Source organism: Dehalococcoidia bacterium (assembly GCA_028711995.1).
GTDB lineage: Bacteria > Chloroflexota > Dehalococcoidia > SZUA-161 > SpSt-899 > JAQTRE01.
Genome location: JAQTRE010000003.1, coordinates 25435 through 44380, shown reverse-complemented (window position 1 = coordinate 44380; position 18946 = coordinate 25435). Strand labels below are relative to the sequence as shown.

The following is an 18946-nucleotide window of genomic DNA, read 5'->3' as shown; positions in this document are numbered from 1 at the left end:
TGGGGAGAAGTGAGATGAATATCATTCTTTTGGGAGCGCCAGGGGCAGGCAAGGGGACTCAAGCAGTTGTTCTCGTCAAAGAGAAGAAGATGGCGCATGTTGCTTCAGGGGATCTCTTCCGGGAGGCTCAGAAGAGCGGGACGGAGTTGGGTAACCTCGCCAAGTCCTATATGGAAAAGGGGGAGTTGGTTCCTGACGAGGTAACAGTAAAGATGGTTCTGGAACGCATCGCGAAACCCGATTGTGCCAATGGGTTTCTGCTGGATGGTTTTCCACGAACCATACCGCAGGCAGAAGCGCTGGATAAAGCCCTGTCATCGCAGAATAAGGCCATCGATAAGGCTGTTTACATTTATGTGCCGGAAGAAGATTTGATCAAGCGTCTTTCGGGTCGCTGGATCTGCCGAAAGTGCCAGGCGCCTTTTCATCTGGTCGACGCACCGCCGAAGGTGGTCGGCAAGTGTGATCACTGCGGCGGTGAGCTCTACCAGCGTGCCGATGATAATGAGAAGACGGTGAGAAATCGATTAGAGGTCTATCTAAAGCAGACCTCTCCCTTGATTGATTACTATGCAAAGGCAGCCAAGCTGCTCAAGGTCAACGGTAAGCAGAGTGTCAATGATGTGAGCAAGGAGATGCTCGCTGCCTTGGCCTGAATAAGATGGGAATCATTATCAAGTCGCCAAGCGAAATCAGAGTAATGCGGCAGGCGGGGAAAATCGTAGCCATTGTGTTGGAGATTCTGAGCAAAGAGGTCAAACCGGGAATCACAACTGGTGAGCTTGATGGCATCGCAGTCAAGGCGATAGAAGAGCAGGGAGGTAGGCCTTCATTCAAGGGATACAGAGGTTTTCCGGCTTCTATTTGCACTTCTGTAAATGAACAAGTAGTTCATGGTATTCCGGGAGGGCGCATTCTCAAAGAAGGCGATATTATTGCCATCGATGTGGGCGCGATATATAATGGTTTTCAGGGTGATGCAGCCGTCACCGTTGGGGTAGGCAAGATAAGCCCTGAGGCGAGAAGCCTCATCGATGCAACTTCCGGATCGCTGGAAGCAGGTATTAAGGAGGCTAGTGCGGGGGCCCGTTTAAGCGATATTTCAGCTGCGATTCAGGCTTATGCTGAATCCAGAGGCTTTGCAGTGGTGAGGGAGTATGTGGGCCATGGCATTGGTCGGGAGATGCATGAAAAGCCGGAGGTGCCCAATTTTGGGCTGCCCGGCAAAGGGCCAATCCTGAGGCAAGGTATGACAGTGGCCCTAGAGCCAATGATTAATGCTGGTGGCTGGCGCACGAAAGTGCTTGATGATCATTGGACGGTCGTCACCGAAGATGGTAAGCTGTCAGCTCATTTTGAGCACACGATTGCGATCACTGATGGGGCGCCGGAGGTTTTGACTCGACTCTAAGTTGGTTTTGAAGAGGCAGAGATTATCAGGAAGATATTAGCTAGAGTAAATGAGGGGGGTTATGGCGAAAAAAGAGGCCATTGAAGTTGAGGGGGTAGTAACTGAACCCTTGCCCAATGGCATGTTTCGCGTTGAGTTACCCAATGGACATCTGGTCTTGGCCCATGCTTCGGGTAAAATGAGGCGTTACTTTATAAAGGTTGTGCGCGGTGATCGTGTTCTTGTGGAACTCTCGCCTTATGATCTGACCAGGGGCAGAGTTACTTATCGGTTCAACAAATAGATATCGAGGTTAAGTAAATGAAAGTCCGAGCTTCAGTGAAGCCACGTTGTAACAAATGCAAAATAGTCAAGCGCAAGGGAGCAGTTCGAGTTACGTGCTCAAATCCCAAGCATAAGCAGAGGCAGGGATAAGGCTGTTTCTTGCGAAATTGAGGTTGCGCCTCGTTAAGGAGTAAGGAGAATACATGCCACGTGTTGCAGGTGTTGATATCCCAGCAAATAAAAGGGTCGAAATTTCTCTTAGCTACATCTATGGGATTGGGCCCACCCTCAGTAAGAAGATTCTGGCTCAAACGGGTGTTGATCCTGATACCAAGGTCAAAGAGCTCACTGATGAGGAATTAAACCGTATCCGAGAGGCCATTGACAAGGGTTATCGGGTGGAAGGCGATCTAAGGAAAGAAGTCACCTTTAATATCAAGCGGCTTATCGAGATAGGGAGCTATAGGGGCATAAGGCACAGAAGAGGGCTTCCTGTGCGGGGTCAGAGAACGAAGACCAATGCCCGCACCAAGCGTGGACCGAAGAAGACGGTTGCGGGTCGAGGGCGACGCCGTGGCATGACCAAGAAATAGGGATCATAGTCAAGAGTTAGCGAGGGGTACATAGATGGCAGTAAAAGGCAAGGGAACCAGGGTTAAGAAACGTGAACGCAAGGGCGTTGTAAGAGGACGTGCGTACATTCAGTCGACTTTTAACAATACGATAGTCAGCCTGACCGATGATAGGGGGGGGGTGATTTCTTGGAGCAGTTCCGGGACCACTGGGTTTAAGGGATCACGTAAAGGAACAGCTTTCGCAGCTCAACGAGCTGCGGCGGAAGCCACGCGCAAAGGTATGGAACATGGATTACGGCAGGTTGATGTCTATATAAAGGGGCCTGGCAGTGGACGTGAGGCGGCTATCCGCACATTGCAGGCAAGCGGTCTTACCATTTTGAGTATCAGGGATGTTACCCCAACACCTCATAATGGATGCCGCCCCCCGAAGAGAAGAAGAATTTAGAATAAGATCGAGGATAAGGAACGGAGATTGCGTATGGTTCTTATCTCCGCTTTCCGCATTCCGTTTCAAGAGGAGGAGATATGGCCCGATACACTGGGCCCGTTTGTCGGCTTTGTCGACGACAAGGCGAAAAATTGATGCTCAAGGGTGAAAGGTGTGTCACACCGAAGTGTGCCGTCGAGCGGAGGCAAAATCCTCCTGGGCATAGGCGTCGTACGCGCCCTCGCAAAATGTCGGAATACGGCATAAGGCTGGTTGAAAAGCAGAAAGTCAGGAATATTTATGGCGTGATGGAACGCCAGATGCGCAGACACTTTGCGGAGGCTGAAACGGCTCCCGGGCGAACGGGTTTGCGCATGCTCCAGATATTGGAATTGAGACTGGATAACGCAGTTTTCCGCCTTGGTTTCGCTGAAAGTCGGCGTCAGGCGAGACAGCTGGTGACACACGGACATTTCACCCTAAATGGGCGTAAGACAGATATTGCCTCATGCCAGGTGAAACCAGGTGATGTCATTGCTTGGAATACAGGAAGAGATAAGCTCGTTCCCTATCAGGCTGCGCTGCAGAATATCACGTCTAAAACGATACCGGGATGGTTAAGTGTGGATAATAAGACCCTTGTGGCAAAGGTTCTGAGCGAGCCATCGCGGGAAGATATCGGGGTTACGATTAATGAGAGGCTCATAGTTGAATATTATTCCCGATAAAATGGGTCTCTTCGCTAGGAGGTCAATAAGTTGCCTGAGTCAGTAACTCCCACAATTGAATATCGTCTGGTTTCGGAGAATTGCGGGACCTTTGTAATTGAGCCGCTGGGACCGGGCTATGGAATTACTCTGGGCAACGCTTTGCGGCGGGTTCTCCTGAGCTCGTTAACCGGAGCCGCAGTGAGCGAGGTGATGATCGAGGGCATTCAGCACGAATTCTCTACCATTCCGCATGTCAAAGAAGACACGATGGAATTTTTGTTGAATGTTAAAGGAATACGCTTACGCCGCTTGTCCGATCGCCCTGGCAAGCTCATCCTTGAAGCTTCCCGGGAAGGTGAGATCTGTGCAGGTGACATAAAGCCTTCGGCCGATTTTGAGATCGTAAACCCTGAACATGTTCTGGCCACTTTGGATTCACGCAATGCCAAACTGAATGTTGAGTTTACAGTCAATATTGGTAAGGGATACCTTGCTGCAGGTCACAGTGAAGGGCGTCCCTTGGGAATGCTGCCCGTGGATGCGGTTTTTACGCCGGTCAGGCGGGTAAACTATAGGGTGCAAAAGACCCGTGTGGAAGATAAGAGCAATTATGATCAATTGACGCTTGACGTGTGGACCGATGGCACGATCTCTCCCGATGAGGCAGTGGCCGAATGCGCCCGTCTTTTGATTGAACAATTCTCTATCTTTTCCAAACTTGTTCAAATGCCAGATAAGGCAATTACCGTTGTAGAAAAGTCGCCACTGGAACCAGAAAACTACGACATGTCCTTGGATCAACTGGGGCTCTCCATGCGAACTCTTAATGCACTGAGACGAGGGGGAATCACCAATGTGGGGATTCTCTTAGGGAAGAGCAGAGAAGAATTGCTCGATTTGAGGAACTTCGGTCAGAAATCATGGGAGGAAGTTCAAGACCAATTAGTTGAGAGAAACCTGGTGGAGAGAATTGAAGCCGAAGAGGTTGCATCTGAAAGTGGTGACGAGCCAGCTAGTGAAGATAAGATAGCTGAGGATGCAGAGAAGGAAGAAATGAGAAGGAAGCTGCAGGAGAGATTCAATGTGAGGGAGGAGAAATGAGACACCGGGTGGCAGGGCGCAAACTCTCAAGGAGCACAAGCCATCGCGTGGCGATGTATCGAAACCAGGTAACAGATCTCCTGAAATACGGCAAGATTGTCACCACCGAGGCTAAGGCCAAGGAAGTCCGTTCGTTGGCTGAGAAGATGGTTACGCTTGGGAAAGCCGGGAATCTTAGCGCTCGACGTCAAGCGCTGGCCTATATATATAGCGAAGACGTGGTGAACAAGGTATTCAGTGAAATAGCGCCAAGGTATGCCGATCGCGCTGGTGGTTATACCAGAATGTTGAGATTAGGCACGCGCCTCGGCGATGCAGCAACCGTGGTCCAGCTCGAGCTGGTTTAGCAGGTGTGGGTGGAATTGTTAAGATTGCTCTGCTGATTGAATACGAAGGCACGAACTACTATGGGTTTCAAATTCAGACAAGCGTGCCTTCCATCCAGGGGGAGTTAGAGAAAGCGATATCGAAAGTTACAGGGGAAGTTGTCCGTCTCCATGGTGCCGGTCGTACTGATGCCGGAGTTCACGCCAGCGGACAAGTTGCAACCTTTGAAACGCAATCGGGCCATCACCCTTGCACTTTCGTTAAAGCACTTAATTTTCATCTGCCAGCGGATATCGCGATCAGGGATGCCTGCCAGGTAGAAGCAGATTTCGATCCGAGGAGACATGCTCTCAGTAGAGAGTATCGCTATACGATTCTGAATAGTCCGGTGCGTTTGCCGTTAACCCGCAGATGGGCATATCTAGTACCTAGAAAACTGAATATCGGGGCAATGAGCGAAGCGTGCGATATGTTGCTGGGGCAGCATGATTACGCATCATTCACCAACAAGGAAGGTGGTGCCAAGAATACGATAAGGACTATTCTGGGAGCCAGTCTGAAGAGAAGGGGCAATTCCGTAGTCTTTGATATTTCAGCTAATGCGTTCCTTCCTCAGCAAGTTCGGCGCACTGTGGGGTGTTTGATAAGGATCGGATTGGGCGATATGGAAGCAGCGGAGTTGGGTGAAATGGTCGTTTCGCCCAAAATAGGAACAGCAAGACCAACCGCGCCATCGCACGGATTGTGCCTGATAAGGGTCAATTATTCTTATATTGGATTTGGTAGTCAATTATGAAAACATACAGTACTAAAGCGTCAGATATTCAACGGAAGTGGCATGTAATTGATGCCTCCGGGAAAACGCTGGGCCGTTTGTCCACGGAGATCGTCCAGCTTCTGAATGGGAAAAACAAACCCATCTACGCGCGTCATCTGGATACCGGTGATTTTGTCATCGTGGTGAATGCTGAAAAAGTGAAAGTGACAGGAAACAGTAAACCCCTGCAGAAGATTTATTATCGGCATTCAGGATATCCCGGGGGAATTAAGGCAGTTACATTCGAGAGGATGATGGAAACCCATCCAACCAGGGTTATCGAATATGCCGTGAAAGGAATGTTGCCCAAGGGTCCGCTGGGACGAGCAATTTTCAGAAAATTGAAGGTCTATGAAGGCCCAACCCATCCCCATGGGGCTCAGGTAAAGGCTGCAAGCGAGGTCGAGGAGGGATAGTTTGAACCAACAATTACGTTACTACTATGGCACGGGGCGCAGGAAGGAAGCGGTAGCGCGCGTGCGGCTCTATCCGGGAAATGGAGCCATCAAGGTCAACGATAAGCCTTTTGAGAGCACTTACGGAACAGAGAGCCTAAAGAGAACTGCTTTGCAGCCGCTTGTGGTGACCAACACTCTGGGCAAGTTTGATATCGTGGTGAAGGTAGAAGGCGGCGGGATATCTGGTCAGGTGGGGGCGATAAGGCATGGCATTAGTCGCGCCCTGCTCGCAGCCGATGAGAATTCGAAACCTGTCCTTCGAGGCAACGGATTTCTTACCCGGGATTCGAGAACCAAGGAACGCCAGAAATATGGGTTCAAGCGCGCCCGTAAAAGAAAGCAGTATCGTAAGAGATAATCTCAAAAAGGCTCCCCAAGAGGGGAGCCTTTTTCATTTGATGAGCGGATGAGCCATTCACTGCATCAGCATCTCGCAGGTACTGATCCCGCCACGGTAGAAGTTAAACTGTAGATTTGGGTGATCGGCCAGCAGTGACATCGGCACAGCGGCGTCGGTGATCTTCTTTGAGATCATAAACGTGGTCAGCCGTATCCCAAAGGGATTGTCATCATCCCCCGGGTGCCAGATAGACACTTTGTCTGCCTTCCACGTTTCCACCGGACCGACAGTAAGCGCCTGGGTGGGTATGTTATGAATCATGCCTCCTCCAGAGGTTCGGGCGTTCTGGATCAGGCTCAAGGGATGAAGGTCAACTAGGCGAGTGGTCAGCTTGCGGAATTCCTTTGGAGAAGGTGGGGCATCTCCATATTTCCCTTCTCGCCTGGGCGGGTCATTGAAAGCCCAGTGCTTGACCTCTCCCTGCCCGCCTTGCATGATCACGCAGTGAGCCTTGTCCCAACTCTCGATGTAATCCCTGGTGTCCACCTTGGGGAAATGGATGTTCTTTGAAGGCATGCGCAGGTCTTCGCGGATGCGATTGAAACACAGGCGCATGTCAGCCCCCGCAAGGCTGAGGGGGTGATCGAACTCCAGCTCCTTTCCATCGGAAACCCACTCGTCCATGCCCCAAAAATGGCAATGATCGAGGTTAATCTCAAGCTCGTTGACCAGCCGGGCAACCAGCGGAAGTTGTTCCGATGGGCCAATAGGGCCACAAATACCGGCCGGTTTATCCGCCGAGGCCTGTTTCCATGCGGTGATATACTCCATTGCTTGGGCGAGGAAGAAGTCCTCGAGGGTATCGTAGAATTTGATAGAGAAGCCTTTTCGGCTCAGACCCAAGAGGTCTTCCGCCGTAAGCCGGGCAGCCTGATCCAGAATCTTGTGATCCAGCGTGGTATAGTCCCACCATCCGGGAGCGATTTTGCTGATCGGTCTCACAGGGCCCTCCTTTCACAGAAAGTTGCAGTGAGCAGGTATGGGCATCACTTCTCGCGCTGCTGACTGCCTATCACAAAAGCTTGCGCAGAATCAACCGGTCGTCACCGACATCATAAAAATCAGGAACTCGGCTGACCTCATGGTAGCCTTGCTTCTGATGAAAACGTAAGGTCTTGGCATAGCTTGGTTTTCCGGATGTCTCAATCAGAGAGAGCCTTCCATTGGCTTCTCTCATATTTTTCTCGGCAGCTGCCCAAAGCGCGCTTCCGATACCTTTCCCTTGTTTGGTGGGATCAACTGCTGCCCAGTACATGTCCCATGTCCCTTTGGTTAGGGGTGTAGGTCCGTAACAGATATAGCCTGCAACAGAGGAATCAACCTCGGCCACCAGTATTTTGTAATCAGGGCCGGAAGGATCGCGCAAATAGCTATCCATCACCTCTTCTGCCACAACTACCTCTTCTGCCATAAATTCAGGAGTATTCCTGAGAATCTGCATGATAACCGTCTTGTCGCCAGAAGTCATAGGCCTGATATTGGGTTTCATACTTCCTACCTTTCAAGTGCCAGTGATACGATCCTTTTGATGAATTGAGCGTAGGTCATTCCGGCGGATCGAGCCTGAAGCGCAGCACCAGAGCGAGGGGCTATGGCCGGATTGGGGTTCACCTCCAGCACTTTTGCCCTTCCCTCGGCATCCAGTCGCATGTCAATTCTGGCATATCCCCGGCAACCCATCAGTCGATAGGCTGAAAGCGAGGTTTCAGCAACCTGATCCCACAGTTCCGTATCGATCTCCGCGGGACACACCGGGTCGGTGTTCTCAAAATAGATATCCCCGGGCAACCACTTGGCGCCAAAAGTAACCAGGCGGGGCAGTTCGGGTGGCAAGGTATAGACTATTTCTGAAATTGACAGGATGTGAATGTCCTGGTTACCCATGACGGTGGAATTGAATTCCCGGCCGTCAATGAACTCTTCCACAAGAGCCGACCCGCCATAGTTGAGGCACACCTTTTGTACTTGCCGCGCCAAGGCAGCGGAATCATTGACTACGCTATCGACAGTGATGCCGTGGCTGGCATCTTCGGCTGGCGGCTTGACAATTACTGGGAAATCTAAATCAAACCGACCCATTGTTTCCGGACGCAATACGTGATATCTGGGAGTGGGCACACCGGAACCGATCAAAAATTCCTTGGACTTAACCTTGTCCAAGGCCAAAAACAATGTGGGCGAGGTGGAACCAGTGAATGGCTTTCCTGAAAGTGCCAGCATGCCGGCGATGATGGGTTCAGTATCCGGCTGACCGGCAAAGCCCTCAAACAGATTGAAGAAGATATCTACGTCCAGATTCCGTATGGTTTCCCTTACTTCATCCAAAGGCGGAACCAGGGGCACATTGATGACGTCGTAACCCAATTCTTTCAGGGCATCATTGACCGTCTCTACCTCTTCCAGAACGTCGGAGACAGCATCGGCCTCGCCAAACTGGGTGTAGCGATCAGGGATGGGGTCGTTGTAGACAATGGCTATCTTACTTCGCACTGTGGATACCTTAACAGAGCGGCGACAAGTATGCCAGAGATTAGGGCCTGGTAGCCAATCCCCAGCTTGCCAACCATAATGGGCAGGTCGCTGCTATAAGGATTCAGTCCGGCTAGCGGATTGATCTCCAAGAAATACGGTATCCCTTCGCGACTAATCCTGAAATCGATTCTGGCGAAGTCCCGGCACCCCAAAAGCTCAAACGTCCTCAGGCTGGAAAAATTGATCTTCTCCAGAACGTCATCCCCAAGCTGAGCGGGGCATTCATATTCCACCAGCTGTTCCCAATCCCGCTTCACTTCCAGGGAATAAACAAAATATGCCCCCTTTTTCTTGGGGAGAATGCGCATCACACCAAGAACTTTGGGGGGGGAATTGCCTGTTATCCCTACCGTGACTTCATCCCCGTCGATGAATTCCTCCGCCAGGATTGGTTGGCGGTACTGCTCCAAGAGACTAGCGATGACAGAAGCGGCTTGGCCGCCATCCTCAACTCTCGAATTGAAGCGAATGCCTTTGCTGGACCCGTCATAGGCTGGCTTGACAATGGCAGGCAGAGGGAATTGAGCCCAGTCGATCTCCTTCAATTGACGAGAATCGGTGATCACCAATCCCTTCGGAACACAGATGCCTGCCGCTGCCACCAATTGCTTGGTCAAAGGTTTATCCAGACAAACCGCCAGACTCTGCGGGTCAGAGCCTGTATAGGGGATATCTAGCATCTCGAGGATACAGGGCACTTGAGATTCTCGGCTCCTGTAGTTTCCACGTCCCTCGGAAATGTTGAAGACGAAATCAACCTTCTGTTGCAGTATCTGGGTGAGGAAATCTCTTCCCCCACCCAGCCTGATCACCGAATGTCCCTGGCTCTCTATGGCCATCTCAATTGCCGCCACCGTTGCCGGAGAATCGTATTCCTCGAGGGCATCATCTGTCTGGGCCGACCCCACGGTCACGGCTTCTTTGAGATCGTACGAGAGCCCGATCTTCATCGCTATCGTTTAACCCCGACAAGCTGAGGTTGGGGTTGTTCGGCTGCCAAAGGCGAGCTGGGTAGGGGCAATATCGTTTGTACCGGCTCGCCCACCCGCTTGCCATTGCGGCGGATATTTTTGTTCCGGCTCTGGCTCATGGGATTTCGATACTGGAAGAGATTGCCTTGATAGTTTCTCAGTATCATTCCATCTTCAGTTTGCGCCACCACATAGTTTGGCTGGACGGGCACCTTCCCTCCCCCGTGAGGGAGATCGATCACGTAGTGAGGAATAGCCAAGCCTGAAGTGTGGCCCCGCATACCCTCAATTATCGCAATCCCCGTTTCCACCGATGTGCGCAAGTGTTCCGTTCCTTGCACCTCATCCGTCTGGAAAAGGTAATAAGGTCTTACCTTTATCCTGAGCAATCCGTGAGACAGCTTCAACTGTGTTTTGACGGTATCGTTCACTCCGCGAAGAAGCACCGACTGATTGTTCACTGGTACCCCGGCCCTCAAAAGCCGATCAACAGCCCGCGCTGCCTCCGGTGTTATCTCTCGCGGGTGGTTGAAGTGCGTATTGAGCCATATCGGCCCATACTTGGAGAGCATGGCGCACAACTCGTCATCGATACGCTGCGGCAATACCACCGGGAACCTGGTGCCAATGCGGATGATCTCCACATGCCCTATACGCCGAATTGCGGCAATGACGGTTTCCAGACGATGCGTAGTAAGAGTCAGACAGTCACCACCGGAGATGATGACATCGCGGACTTCCCTGTGCTTGCGGATATAGTCCAGCATTGCCTCAACCTCGGCCGGCGTACGCACCCATTCGCCATTGCGCCATTCTCTCTTTCGGGTACAGTGACGGCACAGCATCGGGCAGATGTCGGTTAACACCATCAATACCCGGTCTGGATAACGGTGAACCAGCCCCGGAACTACAGAATGACGCTTCTCTTCCAGAGGATCCTCAACCCCCATGCCGGCCAGCGCCACCTCATCAAAACAAGGCACTGCCTGTTTTCGAATGGGGTCATCAGGATCGCAAGGATCGATGAGCGAGAGATAGTAAGGGGTTATCGCTAGGGGATACTTGGCCGTTACCAGTTTGAGCCGGGACAGCTCTCTGGCTGATAGGGGAATGTATCGTGCCAACTCTTCAACCGATGTGATTCGGTTTCGGAAATGCCATTTCCAGTCGTCCCAACTTTCAGCTGGAACATGGCTGAAGAACCTGTTTCTAAATGTCAGGGCCGAAATACCCGGAGGCTCCTCTTCGGCCTCATTGAATACGGCACTACAACCCGGAGGCTCCTCTTCGGCCCGGGCTACTGTTTCTTGCTGCTGCAGAATTGTCGATGTTTTTATCACTTTCGGCTACACCTCCTTAAATTGTGGAATTTTTTGAATTCGCCTGTATCTTTATTCGCGCTGAATTATATCACATTTGTCAAGTGTTGCATATTGGTCTAAACCACCAATTCCCGGAAGATCTCAAGGTAGAGGCAAAAATGCCTGTTTTAGGGCTAGGGGGTTAAGTCAAACTTTTTCAGCAGCCCGCTAAAGGAAGTACGTCTTTGGGATGGGAAAGCCATTGAATCGAGAGGCATAAACTGTGGTATAGGCGCCTGCCGAAAGGATATACACCTTGTCGCCTATTTCTAACTCCGGCAGGTCTTTATCATTGGAAATAACATCCATGCTATCGCAAGAAGGCCCTGCCACCACCCACTTGCGCGTTGGTCCTTCCCGATGGGTAACCATTGAATATCGAAACCCACCCACGCTCTCCATCAGTCCGTTAAAAACCCCAACATCCAGATAGAGCCAATTCTGCTCACCGCGCCTTGCCTTGCCAATAACGGTGGTCACCAGAATGCCGGCTTCGCCGACGAAAACCCTTCCGGGCTCCACGAAGACCTCTGTGCTTTCAAGAAAGTCACGGCCTACCGTTTTTTCTATCGCCCTAGAGATTCGGCTGAGGGGAGGGATAGCATCCGTATAGTGGATAGGAAAGCCACCGCCGATGTTGAGCATACGCAGTTTTACGCCTTTTGCTGCCGTCATGTCCCAAACTCGCTTGCTTTTCGAGATCGCATTCACCCATGCGATCTCATTGGTGCATTGCGAACCAACATGGAAAGTTAAGCCATACGGCACGAGAGATCTCTTGGCAGCAGTTATAAGGAGTTCGGCGGCCTCATCGATTTCCACGCCGAATTTCCGGCTCAGCGGCCACTGGCTTCCCTCGTTTGATACGGTAAGCCGTACATAGACCCTGCTCCCGGGGGCATATCTCGAGAGCTTTTCGATTTCATCCAGGGAGTCAAAGGCGAAATCCATCACTCCAGCTTGATGGCAAGCCTGGATAAAAGGCACGCTCTTTACCGGATTACTGGTGATGATCTTCTGAGGAGCTATCCCACAGTCGAGTAGTAAATTCAGCTCTTCCTCTGAGGCAATCTCAAAATCACTTCCCATGGCGTGCATCGTCTTCACGATGCGCTTGTGGGAGTTGGCCTTGACCGCATAGAATATTCTGCAGGCGGGCAATGCCTCCCGGAATTGCTGGAATTTATCCCGGATCGATTTCTCATCGATAGCAAGAAAGGGTGTTTTTCGATTCTGCGCCAGACGTAATACGCTCTCAGGGACCGCTGCTGTTGGGAGATTAGTGGACAATTCTGCGAAACCTCTCAGGATTTAGACTTCTATGACCCACGGCATGAACCCGGCATCTTCTATCTATCCGTGGCCTTGATCTCCGCCATTCTCCCTTCGCCGGTCTGTTGTCGCTCCTGCCATTTATCGGACGTAGTATGAATCCCACCTATTCTGTGATTGAATGCGGCCGGTTGAGAATATAACTTTTTACGTCAGCCAGGCCGAATTGTTGTTCCAGCCCTCTTACCACCTGTTCAGGATCAAAATCCTTACAGGAAAAGACATCGATGTTGATATAAGAACTTTCAGGGAAAACATGAATGCTGATATGACTCTCGGCAAGGAGGACAAATCCGGATATTCCCTGCTCCTGATGCTCGCTATCCTGATATTGAGATACTTTTGGCGTGGAAACCTTGGTCATCTGTATTTGTTGGGGGTAGGTATCAAGGAACTCACGAATGAACTCCTTATCCATTATCTTGCCGCGATCTCTTGCATATCCATCAATTATCAGATGCATTAGACCCACCCCCTTTTTCAGTTTATTACTGGAATACGTTTTCTTTCAGGAATTTACCTTCGTACCACCTGTCCAGATCAGCTTTCTTGATGCGATACGATTTGCCAATTTTTGCCGCAGGGACTTCCCCCTCATGGCACCATCTCTGCACCGTTATCTTGCTAACTTTCAGAATGCCACCCACATCTTCCGTTGATAATAAATCGGGATCCATAAATTGGAGCCATCACCCCCTCTGTCGCTTGATCTAGCCGATGCGAACAGCATATTAACACATTTTGGCATAGGATACAATACTTGCTTGGCCTATGCAAGGGCTAACCCATCTTCCCCCACCACCTCAGCAAGCTGCCGATGCAGCTCCTCACAGTAAGTCACCGGGCAATTGGGAAGCTCCATCTTGACCATTCCCATCCCATTGGCGACCTTCAGATATGTCTTATCTTCACCGGGAAATCCCTCAAGTATAGCGAAAACCCGGTTGAGACGCGAGACATCGGCCGCTTCATCGCCGGTTTGATGGAGGCTGATGATAAGCTGGTAAACGCGTTTTGAAGGCGGACGCTGAGCCGCAGCCCAGGGAATTTCCATGCCGGTCTGGTAAGCAATAACATCTTTGCAGGTTAGCTGTACCCGGTCTCCCCGCAAGTCGACTTTCCCGAACAGCAATAGGGTTTTGCCCTCCTCCCAGAGTTCCGCTGTCCGACTATACACCTCCGACCATGCAGTGACTTCAATCTCGCCGCCGATATCTTCCAGCACGGCGCTGACGAACGGTTTGCCATTCCGGGTCACCCCCTTGCGCGCCGAGTTGACCATTCCAACCAGCGTGACTTCCTGGCCGGCCATTTCCTCATCGATCTGTCCGCAGAATGCGGTTAAACGATCCCCCAAATCTTTTGCTGCCGATACGAGGGGGTGAGCGGAAAGATAGACACCGAGCAGTTCTTTCTCCCAGTTCAATGTTTCGCTCTCCGGTATGGCGAGATTCTTCAATTCGAGTTCGGGCAACGGGGTCGCGGCGCTTTCGCCCCAGAGATCGAACATCGTCGCCTGTCCGCTCTCCTTGAGCTGCTGTTCCTGCTGCGAAAGGCGCAAGATTCGATCCATCCCTGTCAGCAGCGCCCCTCGCTGACCCAACGAATCCAGGGCGCCTACTTTGATGAGGCTCTCCAGGGCGCGTTTGTTGAGCCCCCGAAGATCGCAGCGGCGGGCAAGGTCTTCAACTGATTTAAAAGGTCCTCCCTTCTCCCGGGCAACGATAATGGGCTCGATAGCGCCCTCCCCGACGTTCTTGATGGCCGCCAATCCAAAGCGAATCGCCTGCGACCCGTCGTCCGCGTTCTCAATGGTGAAGGACTTTTCGCTTCGATTTACGTCCGGCGCCTGGACCGATATTCCCAGGCGTCGGCACTCCGCCACCGCAGTGGAGATTTTTTCTTGATTGCCCATATTGGTAATGAAAAGGGCGGTCATGAATTCTGCCGGATAGATGGCCTTCAGATAAGCGGTCTGATAGGCAATCATGGCATAGCTGGTGGCATGGGCTTTGTTGAAGGCATAACCGGCAAACGGTTCGATGAGGTTGAATACCTGCTCGGCAATCTCCCGGGAAAACCCCTTCTTTTCGATAGCCCCGGCGATGAATTTGTCCCGCTCTTTCTGCATGATTTCGGGAATCTTCTTCCCCATCGCCTTGCGCACAATATCGGCTTCCCCGAGGGTATATCCGGCAAACGCCTGGGTAATTCGAAGCACCTGATCCTGGTAGACAATGACGCCGTAGGTTTCCTCCAGTATCTTCTCCAGCGCCGGATGGGGGAACTTGATCGGTATCTCCTTGTGCTTGGACTTAATGAAGGTGGGAATGTGCTGTTTGGGTCCCGGACGATAAAGGGCCACCATGGAAGCGATATCGCTGAAGGTGCTCGGCTTAAGCTCTTTGATATAGCGCCGCATCCCGGCGCCTTCGAGCTGGAAAACACCCGTGGTCTCTCCGGCGGAAAGGAGCGCAAAGGCCTTGGCATCATCAAGAGGAATATGCTGCAGATCGATCTCGATGCCGCGAGTCCTGGCGATAATGTCTTTGGCCTTGCCCAGGGTGGTCAGGTTGGCCAGTCCCAGGAAGTCCATCTTGAGGAGCCCGACCTTGGCCACCTCTTCCATCGCCAGTTGAGTGGTAGCGATACCTCCCTCGTTGCTCCCGGTGGGGCGTTGCAGGGCCACATGATTACTCAAGGGCTCACTGGAGATGACAACTCCGGCAGCATGAGTGGATGCATGGCGAGCCACTCCTTCAAGCCGGATGGCGGTATCAACCAGCTTCCCGATTTCCTTATCACTTTTATAGATGCCGGCAAGATCAGGGTTCTGCTCGATTGCTTCGGTGAGCGTGCTTCCGGCTGTAGGTACCAGCCGAACCACGTTGTCCACCTGCCCATAGGACATTCCCAGCGCCCTGCCCACATCCCTGAGCGCCGCTCTGGCGCCGAGGGTTCCAAAAGTGATGATCTGAGCCACATGGTCTGCGCCATAACGCTGGGATACGTAACGGATCACTTCCTCGCGGCGGTCATCCTGAAAATCGAGGTCGATATCCGGCATCTCCTTGCGTTCCACGTTAAGGAACCGCTCGAACACCAGTTTGTGAGCCAGCGGATCGATATCGGTGATGCCCAGACAGAAGAGAACCAGACTGGCAGCGGCGCTTCCCCGGACGCCAAAGAGGATTTTCTCTTTCCGGACAAATGAGACGAGTTCCCAAACCACGAGAAAGTAGTTGGCAAACTCGGTCTTCCGGATGACATCGAGCTCGTAGGTCAGGCGCTCTCTCACTTCTTCGGAAGCGTCGGCATAACGGAGAGCCAGCCCTTTCCAGCACAGATCCGAGAGATACTCCTGAGGAGTCTTGCCCGGCGGTATATCAATCTGCGGCTGGTGGAGCCGGCCGAACTCCAGATTGAGTTCGCACATCTCGGCAATGTGTCCGGTATTGGCAATGGCCTCCGGGCATTCGGCGAACAGACTGGCCATCTCCTGAGGACTTTTGAGATAGAAGGCATCGGAGGACATCTTCATGCGCTTTTCATCGTGAATGGTAGCGCCGGTTTGAATGCACAGCAGAATCTCATGAATAGGGGCGTCGTTTTTATTGGTGTAATGGATATCATTGGTGGCCACGAGGGGCAGATTCAGCTTTTTCCCCATGGCGATGAGCGCTTTGTTGGCTTGCGCCTGTTCCGGTATGCCGTGATCCTGAAGCTCCAGATAGAAATCGCCAAAGACCTCTTTATACCATCGGGCGGCTTTCTCGGCATCTTTGTGCCGTCCTTCCAGAATCAGCCTGGGAACCTCCCCCTGAATGCAGGCCGAAGAAGCGATCAGCCCTTCATGGTATTGGGCCAGGAGTTCCCGGTCAACCCGCGGTTTGTAGTAGAATCCTTCCAGAAAAGCCTTGCTGCTGAGATGCAGCAGGTTGTGATAGCCGGTGATATTTTTGGCCAGGACGACGAGATGGTAAGGGCTTTTGTCGGATGAGGTTTTGGAGGTGCGCTCTCCGGGAGCTACATAGAGTTCGCAGCCCAGTATCGGCTTTATCCCGGCTTTCTTGGCCTGGGAATAGAATTGAATGATGCCATAAAGCGCGCCGTGGTCGGTGATGGCCAGGCTATCCATCCCCAACTCTTTGGTTCTCTCGATAAGCTGAGGGATGCGGCCCATACCGTCGAGCAGGCTGTATTCGGTGTGAGTGTGAAGATGAGTGAACATTGCTCAATTACTCGTTTGTGTCATTCCCGACCTGATCGGGAATCTATAGTCATCTGTTCCGATTGGTACGATGCCAGTGTTTCTGGCTAAATCCCCTTGATCCCTCAATTCTTTGGGGGGCTTTCTAAAGCCCCGGCAGAGGGAGTCCTCTTTGCACACCCCGACCAAACCGATTCCTGCCTTTTATGGATTCCCGATCAGGTCGGGAATGACATTGAAACGTCGTTGCGAGTCCCTTAAGAGAGGGATTTACCTATCAAGCAGAGCCTTCACAAACTCCCCGGCGTCAAAAGGCGCCAGATCATCTAGTTCCTGGCCGGTGCCAATAAACAGGATCGGGATCTTCAGCTCATCAGCGATGGCGATCACGATTCCGCCCCTGGAGGTGCTATCGAGTTTAGCCATGATGATGCCATTGACGTCCACCGCCTCGGTGAAGGAGCGAGCCTGGCTAAGTCCATTCTGACCGGTGTTGGCATCCAGCACCAGCAGCACCTGAGGTGCAATCTCGGATTTGCCGATGATCCTCCTGACTTTCTTGAGCTCCTCCATCAGATTGGCTTTGGTCTGGATTCGGCCGGCGGTATCGATGATGAGGACATCGGTCTTTCGTTTCTTGGCAGCCTCCAGCGCATCATAAACCACTGCACCGGGATCTCCGCCCGGCTGGCTGGCAATGACGTCGATCCCCACCTTTTCCCCCCAGTATTTTAGCTGGTCTATGGCCGCTGCTCGGAAAGTATCGCCGGCAGCCAGTAAAACGCTCTTGCCTTCCCCTTTTGTCCGATATGCCAATTTGGCAATGGAGGTGGTTTTCCCCGTGCCATTGACGCCAACCACCAGTATCACTTCCGGCTTGCCGGCCGTCTGGGAAGAAGCACTCATCGAGGATTGAAGAATGTTGACCATCTCCTTGCTGAGAGCACCCCTTGCTTCGGATACTTGCTTGATCTTTTCCGCCTTGACCCGCTCTCGTGTGCCCTTGATGATTTTCTCTGTCGCAGCCATCCCTACATCAGCGCCAATCAGCACCTCTTCAAGTTCGTCCCACAGATCGTCATTGAACTCGGCGCGATCGAAGATATCATTGACTTTTCCCGCCAGAGCCTTGCGAGTACGGTCCAAACTATCCTTGGTCTTCTTAAGGATGTTAAGCAATATTCTCTTCCCCCTCCAGATTCCTCAGGGCATCCCGTGCCGCTTCCTGTTCGGCGATCCGCTTCTTCCGGCCGCTGCCCCGGCCAAGCAGCGTCTCACCCGCAAAAACTTCTACCGTGAACACCCTTTCATGATCCGGGCCAGTGGCATCGATGGTTCGGTAGGTCGGTGTCACCCGATGCCCTGCCTGTATAACCTCTTGCAGCTTCGACTTCGGGTCATTTTGAAGTTTTCCTTCGGCAGCCTGCCGGAGTTCTTCTCGAAGTATTCGCAAAACGAACCGCTTGGCCACTCCAAATCCCCGGTCGATGAGCACAGCGCCGATGACGGCCTCCAGTGTGCAAGCCAGATTCCTCTCTCGATTGCGCCCTCCGCTTTCCTCCTCCCCTTTTCCCAGATAGAGATAATCTCCTAGTTGCAAGGAGTGAGCGATGCGCGCCAGGGTCTCCGTCCGCACCAGGGATGACCGCAGCTTGGTCAGGTCGCCCTCGGAGAAGCCGGGAAAGTCGGAGTACAGCTTTCGGGCGACGACGAATCCGAGCACCGCATCGCCCAGGAACTCCAATCGTTCGTTGGATGCCGGATGACAATCACCAGCCTCATTCAAATAGGATCGATGGACAAGCGCCAGTTCCAGATGAGATACGTCATCAAAGATGACGCCAAGGGACTCTTGCAGGCGATCCAGTTCAGTCACTGCGGGTGGCATCCTTTTGGTCTGGTTTCATATTCATTGAATGAACCTCGGGCATGAATGCAATCGTAATTCCTCTTAACAGAGTAGTGAGATAGTCTGACTCAACCCCGCTGGTTGGGGGTGTTTTGGCAGGGGCTCGGCATGCCGAGCCCCTGCTCTGGAATCCCTCTT

At 52.2% G+C, this 18946-nt stretch carries 23 protein-coding genes; 12 read left to right on the top strand and 11 right to left on the bottom strand.

The genetic code is table 11. The features are described 5' to 3' along the window. The first annotated feature begins 14 nt into the window (after positions 1 to 14). From PHV74_01235 to rpsI, 12 genes are all read left to right on the top strand, one after another. Positions 15 to 656, top strand: coding sequence for an adenylate kinase (locus tag PHV74_01235; protein MDD5092992.1), 642 nt, complete (start codon positions 15 to 17; stop codon positions 654 to 656). Positions 657 to 661: 5 nt separating this feature from the next. Further along, on the top strand, positions 662 to 1411 hold the full coding sequence (gene map / locus PHV74_01230) for a type I methionyl aminopeptidase (protein MDD5092991.1): 750 nt from the start codon (positions 662 to 664) through the stop codon (positions 1409 to 1411). A 61-nt stretch (positions 1412 to 1472) separates the two neighbouring features. Then, positions 1473 to 1694, top strand: coding sequence for a translation initiation factor IF-1 (gene infA / locus PHV74_01225; GenBank protein MDD5092990.1), 222 nt, complete (start codon positions 1473 to 1475; stop codon positions 1692 to 1694). A gap of 17 nt (positions 1695 to 1711) precedes the next feature. After that, positions 1712 to 1825 carry a 50S ribosomal protein L36 gene (rpmJ, locus tag PHV74_01220; GenBank protein ID MDD5092989.1) on the top strand — a complete coding sequence of 38 codons (114 nt, stop codon included), beginning with the start codon at positions 1712 to 1714 and terminating at the stop codon, positions 1823 to 1825. A 53-nt stretch (positions 1826 to 1878) separates the two neighbouring features. Further along, positions 1879 to 2268: a 30S ribosomal protein S13 gene (rpsM, locus tag PHV74_01215; GenBank protein MDD5092988.1), complete on the top strand. Its 390-nt coding sequence runs from the start codon at positions 1879 to 1881 to the stop codon at positions 2266 to 2268. 34 nt (positions 2269 to 2302) lie between these two features. After that, on the top strand, positions 2303 to 2698 hold the full coding sequence (gene rpsK / locus PHV74_01210) for a 30S ribosomal protein S11 (GenBank protein MDD5092987.1): 396 nt from the start codon (positions 2303 to 2305) through the stop codon (positions 2696 to 2698). 80 nt (positions 2699 to 2778) lie between these two features. Further along, positions 2779 to 3408: a 30S ribosomal protein S4 gene (gene rpsD, locus PHV74_01205; GenBank protein MDD5092986.1), complete on the top strand. Its 630-nt coding sequence runs from the start codon at positions 2779 to 2781 to the stop codon at positions 3406 to 3408. 30 nt (positions 3409 to 3438) lie between these two features. Then, positions 3439 to 4491, top strand: coding sequence for a DNA-directed RNA polymerase subunit alpha (locus PHV74_01200; protein MDD5092985.1), 1053 nt, complete (start codon positions 3439 to 3441; stop codon positions 4489 to 4491). An 8-nt stretch (positions 4492 to 4499) separates the two neighbouring features. Continuing rightward, positions 4500 to 4838 carry a 50S ribosomal protein L17 gene (rplQ, locus tag PHV74_01195; protein ID MDD5092984.1) on the top strand — a complete coding sequence of 113 codons (339 nt, stop codon included), beginning with the start codon at positions 4500 to 4502 and terminating at the stop codon, positions 4836 to 4838. Between the two features lie 5 nt (positions 4839 to 4843). Next, positions 4844 to 5614 (top strand): tRNA pseudouridine(38-40) synthase TruA, encoded by a 771-nt coding sequence (truA, locus tag PHV74_01190; protein ID MDD5092983.1) that lies wholly within the window; start codon positions 4844 to 4846, stop codon positions 5612 to 5614. Beyond that, entirely contained in the window at positions 5611 to 6051 is a 441-nt protein-coding gene (rplM, locus tag PHV74_01185; GenBank protein MDD5092982.1) for a 50S ribosomal protein L13, read from the top strand. Before truA ends, rplM begins: the two co-directional genes overlap by 4 nt. Before the next feature lies 1 nt (position 6052). Further along, positions 6053 to 6451, top strand: coding sequence for a 30S ribosomal protein S9 (rpsI, locus tag PHV74_01180; GenBank protein ID MDD5092981.1), 399 nt, complete (start codon positions 6053 to 6055; stop codon positions 6449 to 6451). A gap of 57 nt (positions 6452 to 6508) precedes the next feature. Here the strand turns inward: rpsI and PHV74_01175 are convergent, their stop codons facing one another. The 11 genes from PHV74_01175 to rnc all read right to left on the bottom strand — a co-directional run bounded on the left by PHV74_01175 (position 6509) and on the right by rnc (position 18775). Further along, positions 6509 to 7435, bottom strand: coding sequence for a glucosamine-6-phosphate isomerase (locus PHV74_01175; GenBank protein ID MDD5092980.1), 927 nt, complete (start codon positions 7433 to 7435; stop codon positions 6509 to 6511). A 70-nt stretch (positions 7436 to 7505) separates the two neighbouring features. Then, positions 7506 to 7982, bottom strand: coding sequence for a GNAT family N-acetyltransferase (locus tag PHV74_01170; GenBank protein MDD5092979.1), 477 nt, complete (start codon positions 7980 to 7982; stop codon positions 7506 to 7508). 5 nt (positions 7983 to 7987) lie between these two features. Beyond that, the gene (locus tag PHV74_01165; protein ID MDD5092978.1) at positions 7988 to 8983 is read right to left on the bottom strand and encodes an ATP-grasp domain-containing protein; all 996 of its coding nucleotides are present in this window, start codon (positions 8981 to 8983) and stop codon (positions 7988 to 7990) included. After that, positions 8968 to 9975: an ATP-grasp domain-containing protein gene (locus PHV74_01160; GenBank protein MDD5092977.1), complete on the bottom strand. Its 1008-nt coding sequence runs from the start codon at positions 9973 to 9975 to the stop codon at positions 8968 to 8970. Before PHV74_01160 ends, PHV74_01165 begins: the two co-directional genes overlap by 16 nt. 2 nt (positions 9976 to 9977) lie before the next feature. After that, complete coding sequence (locus PHV74_01155) at positions 9978 to 11336, bottom strand: KamA family radical SAM protein (GenBank protein ID MDD5092976.1); 1359 nt, start codon at positions 11334 to 11336, stop codon at positions 9978 to 9980. Positions 11337 to 11525: 189 nt separating this feature from the next. Next, positions 11526 to 12647, bottom strand: a complete 1122-nt coding sequence (locus tag PHV74_01150) for a type III PLP-dependent enzyme (protein MDD5092975.1) — start codon at positions 12645 to 12647, stop codon at positions 11526 to 11528. A gap of 148 nt (positions 12648 to 12795) precedes the next feature. Continuing rightward, entirely contained in the window at positions 12796 to 13152 is a 357-nt protein-coding gene (speD, locus tag PHV74_01145) for an adenosylmethionine decarboxylase (protein MDD5092974.1), read from the bottom strand. Positions 13153 to 13177: 25 nt separating this feature from the next. Continuing rightward, entirely contained in the window at positions 13178 to 13366 is a 189-nt protein-coding gene (locus PHV74_01140; GenBank protein MDD5092973.1) for a helix-turn-helix domain-containing protein, read from the bottom strand. Positions 13367 to 13458: 92 nt separating this feature from the next. Beyond that, on the bottom strand, positions 13459 to 16920 hold the full coding sequence (locus PHV74_01135; protein ID MDD5092972.1) for a DNA polymerase III subunit alpha: 3462 nt from the start codon (positions 16918 to 16920) through the stop codon (positions 13459 to 13461). Between the two features lie 249 nt (positions 16921 to 17169). Then, a complete protein-coding gene (ftsY, locus tag PHV74_01130) occupies positions 17170 to 18078 on the bottom strand; it encodes a signal recognition particle-docking protein FtsY (GenBank protein MDD5092971.1) in 909 nt (302 codons plus the stop codon). Beyond that, positions 18071 to 18775 carry a ribonuclease III gene (gene rnc, locus PHV74_01125; protein ID MDD5092970.1) on the bottom strand — a complete coding sequence of 235 codons (705 nt, stop codon included), beginning with the start codon at positions 18773 to 18775 and terminating at the stop codon, positions 18071 to 18073. The genes ftsY and rnc overlap by 8 nt, the downstream gene beginning before the upstream one ends. Positions 18776 to 18946: the final 171 nt, after the last annotated feature.